At 73.2% G+C, this 14,119-nt stretch carries 12 protein-coding genes; 6 read left to right on the forward strand and 6 right to left on the reverse strand.

The annotated features are described in order from the left end of the window. Window positions 1-97: 97 nt before the first annotated feature. Both AB0G08_RS26835 and AB0G08_RS26840 read right to left on the reverse strand, forming a co-directional pair. Window positions 98-535 carry a GNAT family N-acetyltransferase gene (locus AB0G08_RS26835; protein WP_358092684.1) on the reverse strand — a complete coding sequence of 146 codons (438 nt, stop codon included), beginning with the start codon at window positions 533-535 and terminating at the stop codon, window positions 98-100. A gap of 33 nt (window positions 536-568) precedes the next feature. Next, the gene (locus AB0G08_RS26840) at window positions 569-1,186 is read right to left on the reverse strand and encodes a TetR family transcriptional regulator (RefSeq protein ID WP_358092687.1); all 618 of its coding nucleotides are present in this window, start codon (window positions 1,184-1,186) and stop codon (window positions 569-571) included. Window positions 1,187-1,296: 110 nt separating this feature from the next. Between AB0G08_RS26840 and AB0G08_RS26845 the strand changes: the two genes are divergently transcribed. Both AB0G08_RS26845 and AB0G08_RS26850 read left to right on the forward strand, forming a co-directional pair. Next, window positions 1,297-1,764 carry a MarR family winged helix-turn-helix transcriptional regulator gene (locus tag AB0G08_RS26845; protein ID WP_358092690.1) on the forward strand — a complete coding sequence of 156 codons (468 nt, stop codon included), beginning with the start codon at window positions 1,297-1,299 and terminating at the stop codon, window positions 1,762-1,764. Then, on the forward strand, window positions 1,761-3,401 hold the full coding sequence (locus AB0G08_RS26850; RefSeq protein ID WP_358092692.1) for an MDR family MFS transporter: 1,641 nt from the start codon (window positions 1,761-1,763) through the stop codon (window positions 3,399-3,401). Before AB0G08_RS26845 ends, AB0G08_RS26850 begins: the two co-directional genes overlap by 4 nt. Before the next feature lie 205 nt (window positions 3,402-3,606). Here AB0G08_RS26850 and AB0G08_RS26855 read toward each other — a convergent pair whose 3' ends face one another. Further along, window positions 3,607-4,473 (reverse strand): hypothetical protein, encoded by an 867-nt coding sequence (locus AB0G08_RS26855; protein ID WP_358092695.1) that lies wholly within the window; start codon window positions 4,471-4,473, stop codon window positions 3,607-3,609. Window positions 4,474-4,855: 382 nt separating this feature from the next. After that, window positions 4,856-5,935 carry a cellulose binding domain-containing protein gene (locus AB0G08_RS26860; RefSeq protein ID WP_358092698.1) on the reverse strand — a complete coding sequence of 360 codons (1,080 nt, stop codon included), beginning with the start codon at window positions 5,933-5,935 and terminating at the stop codon, window positions 4,856-4,858. 268 nt (window positions 5,936-6,203) lie between these two features. Here AB0G08_RS26860 and AB0G08_RS26865 point away from each other — a divergent pair, with 268 nt between their 5' ends. Together AB0G08_RS26865 and AB0G08_RS26870 are read left to right on the forward strand one after the other, a co-directional pair. After that, entirely contained in the window at window positions 6,204-7,439 is a 1,236-nt protein-coding gene (locus AB0G08_RS26865) for a S8 family peptidase (protein ID WP_358092701.1), read from the forward strand. Between the two features lie 279 nt (window positions 7,440-7,718). After that, entirely contained in the window at window positions 7,719-9,161 is a 1,443-nt protein-coding gene (locus AB0G08_RS26870) for a cellulase family glycosylhydrolase (protein ID WP_358092704.1), read from the forward strand. A 174-nt stretch (window positions 9,162-9,335) separates the two neighbouring features. Here AB0G08_RS26870 and AB0G08_RS26875 read toward each other — a convergent pair whose 3' ends face one another. Then, window positions 9,336-9,896 (reverse strand): GNAT family N-acetyltransferase, encoded by a 561-nt coding sequence (locus AB0G08_RS26875; protein ID WP_358092707.1) that lies wholly within the window; start codon window positions 9,894-9,896, stop codon window positions 9,336-9,338. After that, window positions 9,893-11,962 carry a penicillin acylase family protein gene (locus tag AB0G08_RS26880; RefSeq protein WP_358092710.1) on the reverse strand — a complete coding sequence of 690 codons (2,070 nt, stop codon included), beginning with the start codon at window positions 11,960-11,962 and terminating at the stop codon, window positions 9,893-9,895. Before AB0G08_RS26880 ends, AB0G08_RS26875 begins: the two co-directional genes overlap by 4 nt. 98 nt (window positions 11,963-12,060) lie before the next feature. On the opposite strand from AB0G08_RS26880, the gene AB0G08_RS26885 reads away from it, so the two are divergent. Together AB0G08_RS26885 and AB0G08_RS26890 are read left to right on the forward strand one after the other, a co-directional pair. Next, window positions 12,061-12,771: a siderophore-interacting protein gene (locus tag AB0G08_RS26885; protein ID WP_358092713.1), complete on the forward strand. Its 711-nt coding sequence runs from the start codon at window positions 12,061-12,063 to the stop codon at window positions 12,769-12,771. Then, window positions 12,768-14,009 carry an MFS transporter gene (locus AB0G08_RS26890; RefSeq protein ID WP_358092716.1) on the forward strand — a complete coding sequence of 414 codons (1,242 nt, stop codon included), beginning with the start codon at window positions 12,768-12,770 and terminating at the stop codon, window positions 14,007-14,009. The genes AB0G08_RS26885 and AB0G08_RS26890 overlap by 4 nt, the downstream gene beginning before the upstream one ends. Window positions 14,010-14,119 lie beyond the last annotated feature (110 nt).

The raw sequence follows: 14,119 nt of genomic DNA on the forward strand, positions 1-14,119 counted from the left end.
TCTGTCTGGCTTCGGTCCCCGGGGGGGGGGGGGGGGGGGCGCGCCCCCCCCCCCCCCCCCCCCCCCCCGGCGGGTGACCGCGCACGCGCTCGGCTGGCTACGCCCCCTCGGCGCGCTGACGTCCAGGCAGTCGCAGCAGGCCTGCGGAGGTGGGCCGGAACCCGCACCGCTCGAGGTAGAACGGCTCCAGGTGTGCCTCGAAGTCGACGTGCAGCCACTCGCAGCCCGCAGCCGCAGCGTCGTCGGCCGCAACCCGGACCAGGTCCGCGCCGATCCCCCTGTGCTGCCACCCGGGGTCCACCGCCGTGTCGAGCAGGAAGGCGTGCGCCCCGCCGTCCCAGCAGACCTGGACGAAGCCCACCAGGCGGCCGACGTCGAAGGCGCCGACCCACGTCAGCGCGTGCCGCTCCAGCCGCTCGGCCCACCGCGTCACCTGCCCGACAGCGCCACCGAAGGCCCGGGCGTGGAGGGCGCTGAGCTCCAGGTCGTCGACGGGGAAGCGCGACACCAGCTCGATCCCGTTCGCCGTCCACACGGTCGATCTCCTCCTCGGTGTCGCAGTCGGGCGTCAGCGGGCCGCGGGTGGCGCGGGCGCGGCGGCCGGGGCGGAGCCGGCCTCGGCGAGCGCGGTCCGGAGGATGTCGAGCAGCGGCCCGTCGGGGTGGTCGATCCAGTGCTGGATGGCGACGCGCAGGGAGGCCAGGAAGGTCGCCGTCAGGACGCGGGACCGCAGCGCCCGGTCGGGGCCGGTCAGCCGCTGGGCGATGTCGTCGGCGAGTTCGCGCTCGATGGTGGTGTAGGCCGCGATCTGGTGTGCGACGAGGCCCGGGTGACCGCGTAGCTGCCGGCGGCGCACCAGCCAGGAGGGCGGCGCGTTGCCGTACGCCTCGACGGCGAGGCGTTCGGCGGCCCCGCTCAGCGCGGCCCACGGCGGCGCGTCGGCCGGCTGCCGGCGGACCAGCTCCAGCAGCCGGCGCAGCCGTACGGCGTCGCCGTGGAAGACCGCCTCCTCCTTGCTGGAGAAGTAGTTGGAGAACGTCCGGCGGGAGACGTTCGCGGCGTCGGCGATGGCCTCCACGGTCACCCGGTCGAGCCCGAGCTCGGTGGCGAGGCGCAGGGCCGCCTCGTGCAGGGCGAGGCGGGTGGCCGCCTTCTTGCGCTCGCGCAGCCCGGTGGTCTCCTCCATGGGCGACAGCCTACGGGGCGGTGACTCAGTTCTCATCGCGCAAACTTGCACATTGAGCAAGATCGGCAGATGCTTGTGTGCGGCAACCATCTGCGACAGGGGAGGGCGGCGTGGAGACTGTCGGCCGCGAGCTCGGTGCGAGGCTGTCCGAGCTGATCAGGAGCGTACGGCTGATCAAACGGCACCGGGTCGACGTCCGGCCGGCCGTGCCGGTCGGCCTCGCCGGCCTCCTCATGCAGATCGAGAAGCTGCCCGCCGACTGCCACGCCCGCGAGCTGGCTGCCCGCAGCGGGCTCGACCCGTCGACCGTCAGCCGCGCCGTCGCCTCGCTCGTCAGCCACGGCCTGGTCGAGCGGCGCGCCGACCCCGCCGACAAGCGGGCCAGCCTGCTGACCGTCACCCCGGCCGGGCGGGCCGCCCTGACCGACACCTACGACTGGTACGGCCGGATCCTCGACACCGCGCTCACCGACTGGACCCCCGCGGAGGTAGCGGCGCTCGCCGCCGCGCTCGGCCGGTTCACCCGCGACATCGAGACCGCCCTCGGACACCACGACAACCTGGAGGCCGCGCGATGAGCGCACCCACCACCACGGCCGGCGACGCGCCGATGACACACCGGCAGACGCTGGAGGCCCTCAGCGGCCTGCTGCTGGTGCTGTTCGTCGCGATGCTCAGCGGCACCGTCGTCTCGACGGCGCTGCCGAACATCATCGGCGCGTTGAACGGGTCGCAGACCCAGTACACCTGGGTGGTCACCGCCACCCTGCTCACCGCGACCGCGACCACCCCCATCTGGGGCAAGCTCGCCGACCTGTTCAACAAGAAGCTCCTGGTCCAGGTCGCCATCGCCGTCTTCCTGGTCGGCTCGGTGATCGCGGGGTTCGCCCAGACCGCCGAGCAGCTCATCGCCGCCCGCGCGTTCCAGGGCATCGGCGTCGGCGGCCTCCAGGCCCTCGTCCAGGTCGCCATCGCGGCGATGATCCCGCCCCGGGAACGCGGCCGGTACAACGGCTACCTCGGCGGCGTCATGGCGGTGGCGACGGTCGGTGGCCCGCTGCTGGGCGGGCTCATCGTCGACACGTCCTGGCTCGGCTGGCGCTGGTGCTTCTTCGTCGGCGTCCCCGTCGCCGCCGTCGCGCTCGTCCTCCTGCACTTCACCCTGCGCCTGCCGACGGTCCGTCGCGAGAACGTGAAGATCGACTATCTGGGCGCGACCCTGATCGCCGCCGGCGTCAGCGTGCTGCTCATCTGGATCTCCTTCGTGGACGACGCGTTCGCCTGGGCCTCCTGGCAGACCGCCGCCATGGTGGGCGGCTCGGTCGCGCTGCTCGCCCTGGCCGTCCGGGTGGAGTCCCGGGCGGACGAGCCGGTCGTCCCGCTCGATCTCGTCCGTCAGCGGACCACCGCCCTGGCCATCCTGGGCAGCCTGGCGGTCGGCATGGCGATGTTCGGCGGCGCCGTCTTCCTCGGCCAGTACTTCCAGATCGGACGCGGCTACAGCCCGACGGAGGCCGGGCTGCTCACCATCCCGATGATGGCCGGCGTCCTCATCTCGTCGATCGTCGCCGGCCGGCTGATCACCAGGACCGGGAAGATCAAGCCGTACATCGTGTTCGGCGCGGTCGTGCTCGTCATCGGCTTCGCCCTGCTCGGCACCATCGACCACGAGACCTCGCTGGTGCTGGTCGGCACGGCCATGTTCATCGTCGGTGTCGGGGTCGGCATGACGATGCAGAACCTCGTCCTCGCCGTGCAGAACACCGTCTCGCTCAGGGACATCGGCGCGGCCAGCTCCACCGTCGCGTTCTTCCGGTCGCTGGGCGGCACCATCGGCGTCTCGGTCCTCGGCGCGGTCCTCGCCCGGCAGGTCACCGACCAGATCACCGCCGATCTCTCCGCGGCCGGCATCCCCGCCTCCGGTAGCGCGGGAGCCGGCAGCCTGAACCTCGACGCCATGCCCGGCGCGGTGCAGCAGATCGTCCGCGCGGCGTACGGGGACGCCACCGGCCACATCTTCCTCATCTCCGCCGCGATCGCCGTCGTCGGCGTCATCGCCGCGGTCCTGCTGAAGCCGGTCGGCCTGCGCAGCAGCCTGGACCTGCCCGACCCCGCCAGGTCGACGGCCGTGGCCGCCGACGCCGTCGACGGCGCTCCGGCCTTCGACCAGGTGAGCGTGGACGCCGCCGGGCGGGCGGCGCCGGCGCGCCGCTGACGACGGACCTGCGCCAGCGGGGCCGCCACCGTCTTCGGACGGTGGCGGCCCCGCTGTGGTCAGCCTTCCGGCCGCGCACCCCGTGTCGTCGTCCCGGGACCGCCGCGTCGACGGGCGACGAGGGCCGGGACCGCCGCGTCGACGAGCGAAGACGACGGTGGGGAGGGACGGTGTCCCGTCCCTCCCCACCCGTCGACGGAGCCGTTCAGGACAGGAACTTGTCCAGGGCGGCCTCGATGCTGCCGGAGTCCGGCGCCGCGTACGACTTCATGGTGCTCTTGTTGTACGAGATGAAGCTCGGGCAGCGCGCCGCCGGGGCGGTGACGGTGCCGCCGTCGCCGATCTTCTCGCCGGTCTTCGCGGCGTAGAAGGTCAGCGTGTAGCGCGACGAGATGTAGTCGATGGTGACCTGCTTGCCCGCGCTGTCCTTGTACTGGCACTTCTTCGGCGCGCCCTCGCTGCCCTCCACGAACTTCAGGCAGCCGACCACCGACACCGTCTCGAAGTCGGCGCTCTTGGCGTAGTACGGCTTGTCCGAGGAGACCGACTTCGACGACCAGAAGGTCGGCCGGTCGGGGTTGTTCGAGAACGTGTACGCCTTGGCGCCGGACGGGCCGCTGTAGGGGGCGGCGTTCAGGATCTGGCCACCCTCGCAGACGTTGGACAGGTCGCTGGAGTAGCGGGCGGTCACCGCGTTGTTGCTCGGCTCCTGCGTCTCCTGCTGCCCCGGGGTGGGGGAGGCGTCCGTGCCCGGCGTGCCGGTGGCACCGGGGTCGGGGCTGGGGCCGCCGGTCGCGATCGTGGTGGGCTCCTCGTCGTCACCGTTGACGAGCACGAGGCCGATGCCGGCGCCGCAGATGGCGAGCACGAGGACCACCGCGCCGGCGACCAGCCCGATGATCAGGCCCTTGTTCGACTTCTTCGGCGGCGGGAAAGGGGCGCCGAACTGCGGCGCCTGCGCTGGCTGCCCGTATCCCGGGTACCCGCCCTGCTGCGGGGCCGGCGGCCCGCTCCAGGGGGTGACGTTCGGGTCCGGCTGCTGCCCTCCGTACGGAGGGTAACTGTCGCTCATGTGAAGCCCTTATCGCTGTCGACGTGTGCCCAGGCACGGGATCAACGATCAGGGTAGTGAGGGCCGCAAACCGCGACGGTGGGCGGCGGAACCCGAGGGAGCCGCTGCCCCGTGCCGACGGCGCGCCGGGTCACTCTCCGTACGAGTTACGGCTCGGTACGTGTCGAGGCCGCCGTTGGCGCGGGGGGTGGGGGCGGCGCGGATCTGGGCCGCCGGAAGGGAATTCCGTTGTGCGGTCCCGGGTGCGGGCCGGAGGGAGCGTCGAGTGTGGGCATGTGATGAACGTCACTCGACTTCGGGCCGAGATGTGGGCTACATCGGGGCTGCGGTGCGCCCCGACGGCCGGGCCGGCCGCGTCGGCCCGGCCGTCGGGTGGCCCGGGTCAGGCGGCCGTGCAGCTCACCGCGCCGGCGGCGGCGCCCCCGGAGGTGCTGCCGAGGAGGCCGAAGGTGGCCTCCGACCCGGGGGCGAGGGCGCCGTTCCAGTCCACGTTGCGGGCGGTGACCTCGACCCCGCTCTGCGAGACCTGGGCGTTCCAGTGCTGGCTGATCCGCTGGCCCTCGGCGAGCGGGAAGCGGACGGTCCAACCGGAGACCGGCGCGGCGCCGGAGTTGCGTACCGTCACCTCGCTCTGGAAGCCGCCCTGCCACTGGCCCACCACCCGGTAGCTCGCGGTGCAGCCGACGGAGGGACCGGTGGGCGTCGGCGTGGGGCTGCCGGTGGGTGTCGGCGCGACGCCGCCCAGCGCCGCGGCGAGCGCCGGGTACCACCGGTCGGCGATCTTCCGGTCGCCGGACGCGTTCTGGTGCACGCCGTCGTAGGTGTCGGTGGCCGTGCTGAATCCGGTCCACTGGTCGACCACCACCACCGGCGAGGCCGGGGTGCTGGTCGCCGCCGCCCAGCCGTCGATCGCGCCGTTGAGGGCCACCACCCGCTGGCCGCACTCCGGACAGGAGGGTGGCGCCATGGGGCTGATCTTCGCGACGAGGACCTGCATCGCCGGGTTGCTGGCCCGCATCTGTTCCACCAGCCTGCCGTACGCGGCGAGGATGGTGGCGGGCGGGATGCCGTTCCACACGTCGTTGGTGCCGAAGTGCATCAGGACGATGTCGGGCCGGGTGGCGGCGAGCCAGCCCGGCAGCAGGTTCTGGTTCGCCACGGCGGTCACCAGGTAGCCGCCGTGTCCCTGGTTGTCGCCGTCGTGCGGCTGGCCGCAGCCCTGGGGGCCGAGCGTGCCGACGAAGTCGACGTCGGTGTGGCCGGCGGACTGGAGCTGGTTCCAGAGCACCGAGCGCCAGCAGCCGGGCGAGCCGGTGATCGAGTCGCCCAGCGGCATGACCCGCACCGGTGCGGCGGCGGCCGCCGGCAGGGCGGGGGAGGGGGCGGTGAGCCCGATGGCGAGAGCGAGGGGGATCGCCGCCAGCGCGGCGGACAGGGCATGGATCAGGGGCCTTCGGAGCATGGTGGAGGAACTCCCGTTACGGGTCGAGGTGCGATGTGTGACGGCCCGCGCTCCCCCGGCAGTCAACCAGAAAAGTAGACGTATCTCAATGGAATCCCGTTTCACGCAAGGCATTCACGGCCCCTTTTTCTCAACATCGTCCTCACATCGTGAACATCAACAAAATTTACGATCATGAATGCGGCGGCTAAGGTTTGCTCATCGTCCAGACCGCCTGTCGGGTGCGCCACGAGCCACCCGGGGGCCACCACAGTAGGAGGACCGGGAGATGACACTCCCTCGCACTCATCGGCGTACCCTCGCCGCGGCGGCCAGCGTGTTCGCCAGCGCCGCCATGGTCACGACCATGATCGGCGCTCCGGCGGCGGCCTCGGCCACCGGCGAGATCCGCAGCGCCGGTGGCGCGACGGCCGTAGCCGACAGCTACATCGTGGTACTCAAGGACAGCAGCGTCGGTGGCCGCGCCGGCACCCGGCAGGGCGAGGTGAAGAGCACCGCGGGCTCGCTCGCCGCCCGCTTCGGCGGCAGCGTGGGTCACGTCTACGGTGACGCGCTCAACGGCTTCGAGGTGAAGCTGTCGGAGCGGGCCGCCAAGCGCCTCGCCGCGCACCCCGCCGTCGACTACGTCGAGCAGAACCACACCGTGTCGACGACGGCCACCCAGAACAACCCGCCGTGGGGCCTGGACCGCATCGACCAGCGGACCCTCCCGCTCAGCGGCACCTACACCTACAACAGCAGCGGCACCGGCGTGACGGCGTACATCATCGACACCGGCATCCGGACCACCCACGTCGACTTCGCCGGCCAGGCCATCGACGGCTTCGACGCGGTCGACAACGCGCTGCCGGCCACCGACTGCAACGGCCACGGCACGCACGTCGCGGGCACCGTCGGCGGCAACACCTACGGCGTCGCGAAGAACGTCCGGCTGATCGGCGTCCGGGTGCTGAACTGCCAGGGCAGCGGCACGTGGGCGCAGGTCATCGCCGGCATCAACTGGGTGACCTCCAACCACCAGGCGGGCCAGCCCGCGGTGGCGAACATGAGCCTCGGCGGCTCCTACAACGCGTCCCTCAACTCCGCGGTGGCGAACTCGATCGCCGACGGCGTCACCTACGCCGTGGCCTCCGGCAACTCGAACGCCAACGCCTGCAACTTCTCGCCGGCCTCCGTGCCGACGGCGCTGACCGTCAACGCGTCGCAGAGCAACGACGCGCGGGCCTCGTTCTCCAACTGGGGCACCTGCACCGACATGTTCGCGCCGGGCGTGGGCGTCCTGTCGGCCTGGTCCACCAGCGACACCGCCACCTCCTCCATCAGCGGCACCTCGATGGCCTCGCCGCACGTCGCGGGTGCGGCCGCCCGGGTGCTCAGCGTCAACCCGAGCTGGACGCCCGCCCAGGTGCACTCGTACCTGGTCAGCCAGGCCACGCCGAACGTGATCACCAACCCGGGCACCGGCTCGCCGAACCGCCTGCTCTACCTGGCCCCCACCTTCTGACCGACTCCGTCGGCACGCCGGCCCCGGGGCACCGCCCCGGGGCCGGCGCGCGTCGTGGGCAGGGGTCGATGTGCGTCCATGTTGCTAGGAGGCCTGGGCGCGCCTAGGCTGCCGTAGGTGGGAGCGCTCCCGGACCCCGTGGGCAGGGGATCTCCGCGGGCCTCCCGCCGTGACGGCCCGTCGCCGGGCCGCGTCGGCGTACCCGTCCGGGCGGACGCGGCGTCCCGCCGCCCCGTGCCGCCGGCACCCCCACCACCGATCGGAAGCGAAGGCACCCGCATGAAGCTCCTACCGCGCCCGTCCCGGCGCACCCTGGTCATGGCCGGCGCGGTCGGCGCGCTGACCGTCGCGGCGTCGGCCGCCGTCCCGGCCGCCGACGCCCAAGCCGCCACCGGCTGCGCCGTCACCTACACCACCAGCAGCTGGTCCGGTGGCTTCACCGCCAACATCACGATCAAGAACCTGGGCGACGCGGTCGACGGGTGGACGCTCGGCTTCACCTTCCCCGACGCCGGGCAGCGGGTCGGCCAGGGCTGGTCGGCCACCTGGAGCCAGACCGGCGCCGCCGTCACCGCGCGCAGCGTGAGCTGGAACGGCGCGCTGGCGACCGGCGCGTCGACCAGCGTCGGGTTCAACGGCACCTGGAGCGCCGCCAACCCCGCGCCGACGACGTTCACCCTCAACGGCACCGCCTGCACCGGCGCCACCACGCCGACCACCCCGCCGGCCTCCACCACGCCGCCGCCCACGACCCCGCCGCCCACGACCCCACCACCGGGCGGGCAGACCCCGGTCGCGGTCAACGGCCAGCTGCGGGTGTGCGGGGTCAACCTGTGCAACCAGTACGGCCGGCCGATCCAGCTGCGGGGCATGAGCACCCACGGCATCCAGTGGTTCGCCCGCTGCTACAACGACGCCTCCCTGGACGCGCTGGCCGACGACTGGCGGGCCGACCTGCTGCGGATCGCCATGTACGTCCAGGAGGACGGCTACGAGACCGACCCGGCCGGCTTCACCAACCGGGTCAACGCCCTGGTCGACGAGGCCGAGCAGCGCGGCATGTACGCGCTGATCGACTTCCACACCCTGACGCCGGGCGACCCGATGCACAACCTCGACCGGGCCAAGACCTTCTTCGCCGCCGTCTCCGCCCGCAACGCCGCCAAGAAGAACGTCATCTACGAGATCGCCAACGAGCCCAACGGCGTCAGCTGGGCGACCATCAAGAGCTACGCCGAGCAGGTCATCCCGGTGATCCGCGCCAACGACCCGGACGCGGTGGTCGTGGTCGGCACGCGCGGCTGGTCCTCGCTGGGCGTCTCCGACGGCGCCAACGCCAACGAGGTCATCGACAACCCGGTGAACGCGACCAACGTCATGTACACCTTCCACTTCTACGCCGCGTCCCACCGGGACAACTACCGCGCCGAGGTGGAGCGGGCCGCCGCCCGGCTGCCGCTGTTCGTCACCGAGTTCGGCACGGTGGCCTACACCGGTGACGGCGCGGTCGACGTCGCCAGCAGCAACGCCTGGCTCGACCTGCTGGACCGCCTGAAGATCAGCTACGCGAACTGGACCTACTCGGACAAGGCCGAGGGCAGCGCCGCGCTGCGGCCGGGCACCTGCGCCGGCAGCACGTACACCGGCCCGGGGGTGCTCACCGAGTCGGGCGCCCTGATGCGGGACCGCATCCGTACGCCGGACAACTTCCCCACCGCCTGACCGACCCGTCCCCGCGAGGCCCCGTCGCATCCGGCGGGGCCTCGCCGTGCGGCCGTGCCTCGCCGACCCCTTCGCCCGCGGACCGGCTCGCCGACCGCCGCCGCATCGCAGCGCGCGGACCACCCGTCATCCGACCAGCAGCCGCGCGACCGACCGCGGTCGCACCGCACTTTCTCAGGCGGGTACGGCGTGGTCCGACTCGAACCGTTCCCGGGTCAGGAACGCCAACTGGGCCCGCTTGTCGGGCATGTCGATCTCGTCGGCGAAGGTGAAGCCCTCCCGCCGCAGCCGGTCCAGCGCGCGCTCGTTGCGGACGTCCGGCTCGACGACGATCCGCAGCCGGGTGGGGTCTTGGAACAGGAACCGGGCGAGGGCGGGGCCGATGGCGGTGGTGAGGCCCTTCGGCGGGCGCCTGCCGGGAGCGAGCAGCAGGTGCATCCCGACGTCGCCGGGCCGCACGGTGTAGCGCTCGCCGACCGGGTCCGCCTCCGGCTGGTAGGTCTGGAACAGGCCGATCGGCGCGTCGTCGAGCATGATCAGGTACGCGTGGTGGGTGGCGAGGCTGTCGACGAACTCGTAGATCTCCCGCACCTCGTCGACCGAGTGCGAGCCCATGCCCCAGAACGCCGCCCTGGGCTCGGTCACCCAACCGTGCACCAGCTCCGCGTGGGCCCTCGGGTCCAGCGCGACGAGCGACAGCTCGCCGAAGCCGGGGATCTTCTCCTGGTATGTCACGGTGTCGCGTCTCCTGGTTCTCGGGTGAGCTCTCGCCAGTCGGTGACCACCGGGACCAGCTCGCCGCCGGCCCACAGTGGCAGTTGGTCGTCGAAGTGTGGGTCGCCCGGGCGCCCGGACGCGCCGAAGGGGACGATCCAGCGGCTCTCCGCGCGGTCGGTCAGGTCCCACACGTAGCGGGCCACCGGGCCCCGCCAGCACGCGTCGGACACCCCGGGCACGCTCGACGTGGCCAGCACGCAGTCGGCGTCGCCGGCCAGCGCGACGCGCTCGCGCATGGCCCGCACCGCCTCGTCGGTCGCCGCCGCCACGCCGAGGTGGACGGGGTGCAGCACGTGCCGCCGGCCCCACGGCCCCGGCGGGTCGCCCGCCGCGACGTCCTCGAGCGCCCCGGCCGCCACCGGGCCGATGTCGCCGCCGAGGCGGTGCAGCCCGGTGGCCACCCCGTCCAGGGCGTGACCGATGCGGGACAGCGGGTCGGTCCACGGCGCGAACAGGCCGTCGAACGCGCTCGGGGCGTCGCGCAGCGGACGCAGGCACGGATGGTCGTACAGCCGGCGGGCCAGGGCCGCGCGCCAGGCGGCCCAGGCGCCGGCGTCGGCGCTGTCGGCCCGCATGTGCCCGTCCCACGCGGTAAGCCGGTCCCGCAGGCGCCGCGCCGGCTCGCTGAGCCCGCCGGGGTCGACCCGGTCGAGCACGCCCCGCAGCGCCCCGGCCTCCAGCCGGGTGTCCATGTGTACGGCCTCCGGCCGGGCGCCCTCGGCCAGCAGCGCACGGATGCGGCGGGCGCGGTGCGGCGGGGCGAAGCCGGTGCCGAGGTCCGCCACGTCGGGGCGGCGGTCGTTGGCGCAGACCGCGGGCCCGTCGACGGCGGTCCGGCGCGGCTCGGCGTAACCGCCGTGCCACCGGTACCGCGGATCCCCGCCGGGCACGGGCTCGCGGCGGCACCGGTCGTCGCGCAGCGGAACGAGGCCGGCGACCAGCTGGCGGATGTTTCCGCGCCGATCGGCGACCAGGACGCTGTTCACCGGCTCGACCCAGTCGCGCAGCGCGTCGGCGACGTCGTCGGCGTTGCGGGCCCGCAGCAGCGGCAGCAGCGCGTCGAAGCCGAGGCGCTGCTCGACCCGGCTGGGGGTGCGCAGGCTGAGCGCCTCGCCGGTGCTGCGGTCGTGGTCGACGACCGGCCCGCGCGGCGTCTCGATCACCTCGACGGACTCCGGTCCGCCGCCGCGGACCTCGATCCGCTCGACGTGCCGGTGCGCCGGCACCCAGCCGTCCGCCTCGCGGACGAGGACCCGGTCGCCGTCGCGGCGCAGCTGTTCGCGGTAGAGGTCCTGGTAGTCGGCCATGGCGTTGGTGACCGCCCAGGCGACCTCGCCGGCGTGTCCGAAGTGGGGGAGGCCGGGGACCCCGGGGAACGCGAAGCCGAACACGTCGAACTCGGGGCAGGCGAGGCGCACCTGCTGGTAGATGCCGGGCAGTTCGAGGATGCGGTGCGGGTCACCGGCGATGACCGGCGCCCGCCCGGCGTTGGGGTCGCCGGGCACGGCCCAGGCGTTGCTGCCCGAGCCGCCGGGGCCCTCGACGGCGAACAGGTCGGTCGCGGACGGACCGAGGGTGGCGGCGACGTGGGCGTGCCACAGCTTGTTGGGGAAGGTGGAGAAGAGCACATGCTGGACGAGGAAGACACCCAGCGGCGACCACGGCCGCCACCGCCCCGGGGCGCAGCCGACCGCGGCGAACTCGGGTGCCGCGGCGGCGCCCTCGGCGAGCGCCTCGTTGACCCCGTCGACGTACTCGGTGATCCACCGTCGGGTGTCGGGGGCGAGCCGCTCGAAGCAGCGCCGGGCGGTGTCGTCGAGGCGGGCCCGGCGGGCGAACGTGTCCCAGCCCAGCTCGGCGGGACCGACGTGTTCGGCGAGCCGGCCCTCCGAGCGCCACCGCTCGACCTCGATCTGCCAGGCCCGGTCGAGGGCGGCGACCCGCCCCTGCAACCGGGCGAGGCCGTCGACGGAGTCGGCGCGCAGGTGCGGGACTCCCCACCGGTCACGATGGATGCCGCTCATCGGTGCGCTGCGCGGATGGGCGGTCGTCCCGCCTGCCACAGGAACGTCAACTTAGGCTACCCTCCCCTAACTGAGGCAGACCTTACCTGGAGGGGTGCGTGAAGCGAAACTGGGAAGCCCTGGTGCTCAAGGCGATGGGCGGCCGTGACTTCCGGCTGACCGTGCTCGGCACCGAGTCCGTCGGCGAGCACTACCGCCGGCTGCGCATGGACGGCGGCGGGCTGCTGGAGGCGTGCGGCGTACACCCCACCATGTGGGTCCGGCTGTGGTTCGACAACGACGGCAAGCCGCACCAGCGCGCGTACACCCTCGTCGACCCGGATCCGGCGACCGGCCGGTTCGACCTGGAGTTCGCCATCCACGACGGGTGCGCCGCCCGCTGGGCCGCCGCCGCCCAGGTGGGCGACACCATCGACGCCACCGTGCAGGGCACCGCGTTCAGCCTGCCGGACCCCGCGCCGCGGCACCTGTACCTGGTCGGCGACGCCGCCTCGCTGCCGGCGGTGAACAGCCTGCTCGCCGCGGCCCCCGACACCCCGGCGACGGTCTGGCTGGAGTACGCCCACGAGGGCGAGAAGGAGCTGGCGCCGCGCGCCGCGGCCACGCACGACGTCAACTGGGTGCCGCGCCGCGACGACGGGCAGCACCTAGTCGAGACCGTCTGCGCGGCCCTGCCCGCCGCCGAGGACGCCCACTACTGGGTGGCCTGCGAGGCGGCCAGCACGCGGGGCATCACCAAGCACGTCCGGCGGACCCTGGGCGTCGGCAAGCACCAGCTCACCTCGCTGGCCTACTGGAGCGCCAGGTGAGAGGTCGGCTCGGCACGCTCACCGCGCTCTACGTCACGCAGTACCTCGGCATCGGCTTCATCACCGTCGGGCTGACCGCCATCCTGCGCGACGGCGGCACCTCCCTCGACACGCTGGCGCTGCTCCAGTTCGTCGGTCTGGTCTGGCCGATCAAGTTCCTCTGGGCACCGCTGCTCGACCGGTACGGCTCCCGCCACCGCGGCCACTACCGCTCGTGGCTGCTGGTGCTCCAGGGCGGCCTGGTGCTGGCCCTGCTGGCCCTGTTGCCGTTCGACCGCCCGGCGGGGCAGCTCGGCCCGGTCGTCGCGATCTGCGTCGCGTACGTGTTCCTCTCCGCGACGCAGGACATCGCCGTCGACGCCGTCGCCGTCCGGCTGCTCTCCGAGCGCTCGCGGGGCACCGGTAACGGCATCCAGGTCGCCGCGAGCTACGTCGGCAACCTGCTCGGCGGCGGCGCCTGCGTGGTCGTCTACGACCGGTTCGGCTGGGCGCCCGCGATCCTGCTGCTCGCCGCGCTGACCGCCGTCGGCCTGCTGGTGGTGTGGCGGTTCCGGGAGCCGGAGCGCACCGACCGCGTCGCCAGCGCCGGCCAGGCCTACCGGGCGCTGCTCTCCGTGCTCGGCCAGCCCGGCTGCCGCTGGTGGACCTTCGGCGTGGTGCCCCTGGTCTACATCGGCGCGGGCGCGACGTACGCCCTCGTGACGCCGGCCCTGGTCGACGCCGACTGGTCGCTGGGCCGCATCGGTGTGGTGACCGGCGTGGTGACCAGCCTGCCGGCCATCGTGGCCGGTCTGGTCGCCGGGGCCGCGATCGGCCGGTTCGGGCGCGGCCGGGTGCTCGTCGCCGGGGGAGTGGCGCTCGCGCTGTCCACGGCGATGCTGCTGCCGTTGATGAACGGCCGGGCCCCGCTCGCCGGGACGGTCGTCGCGCTCTGCTGCTTCATGGCTGCCTACACGATCGCCAACGTCGTGCTCTACACGGTCAACATGGACTACTCCCGGCCCGGCACGGGCGGCACGGACTTCACGGTGCTGTCGTCGTTCGGGTTGGTCTGCTCGTTCGTGGCGGCCTCCGTCGCGCTGGCGGCGGCCGAGGTGTTCGGCTACCCCGCGGTCGCGGTGGGCTCCATCGTCCTGGTGGCGCTCGGCGTCGCGCTGGGCCTCGCCCACCAGCGGCGGTTCCGGCGCCAATCCGTTGTGGCGCCAGGCGAGCGGGAGCTGACGAAGCTGCCGGGTTGAGTGATATCGCTCAATGTGGGCAACGTTGTTGACACATCCTTAGGTTAGGGTAACCTAAGCTCGCTCGATCACCGACTGCGGGCGGATGGTGACGTCCCGCCATCTCGCCC

Source organism: Micromonospora sp. NPDC023644, assembly GCF_040640115.1.
Classification (GTDB): domain Bacteria; phylum Actinomycetota; class Actinomycetes; order Mycobacteriales; family Micromonosporaceae; genus Micromonospora.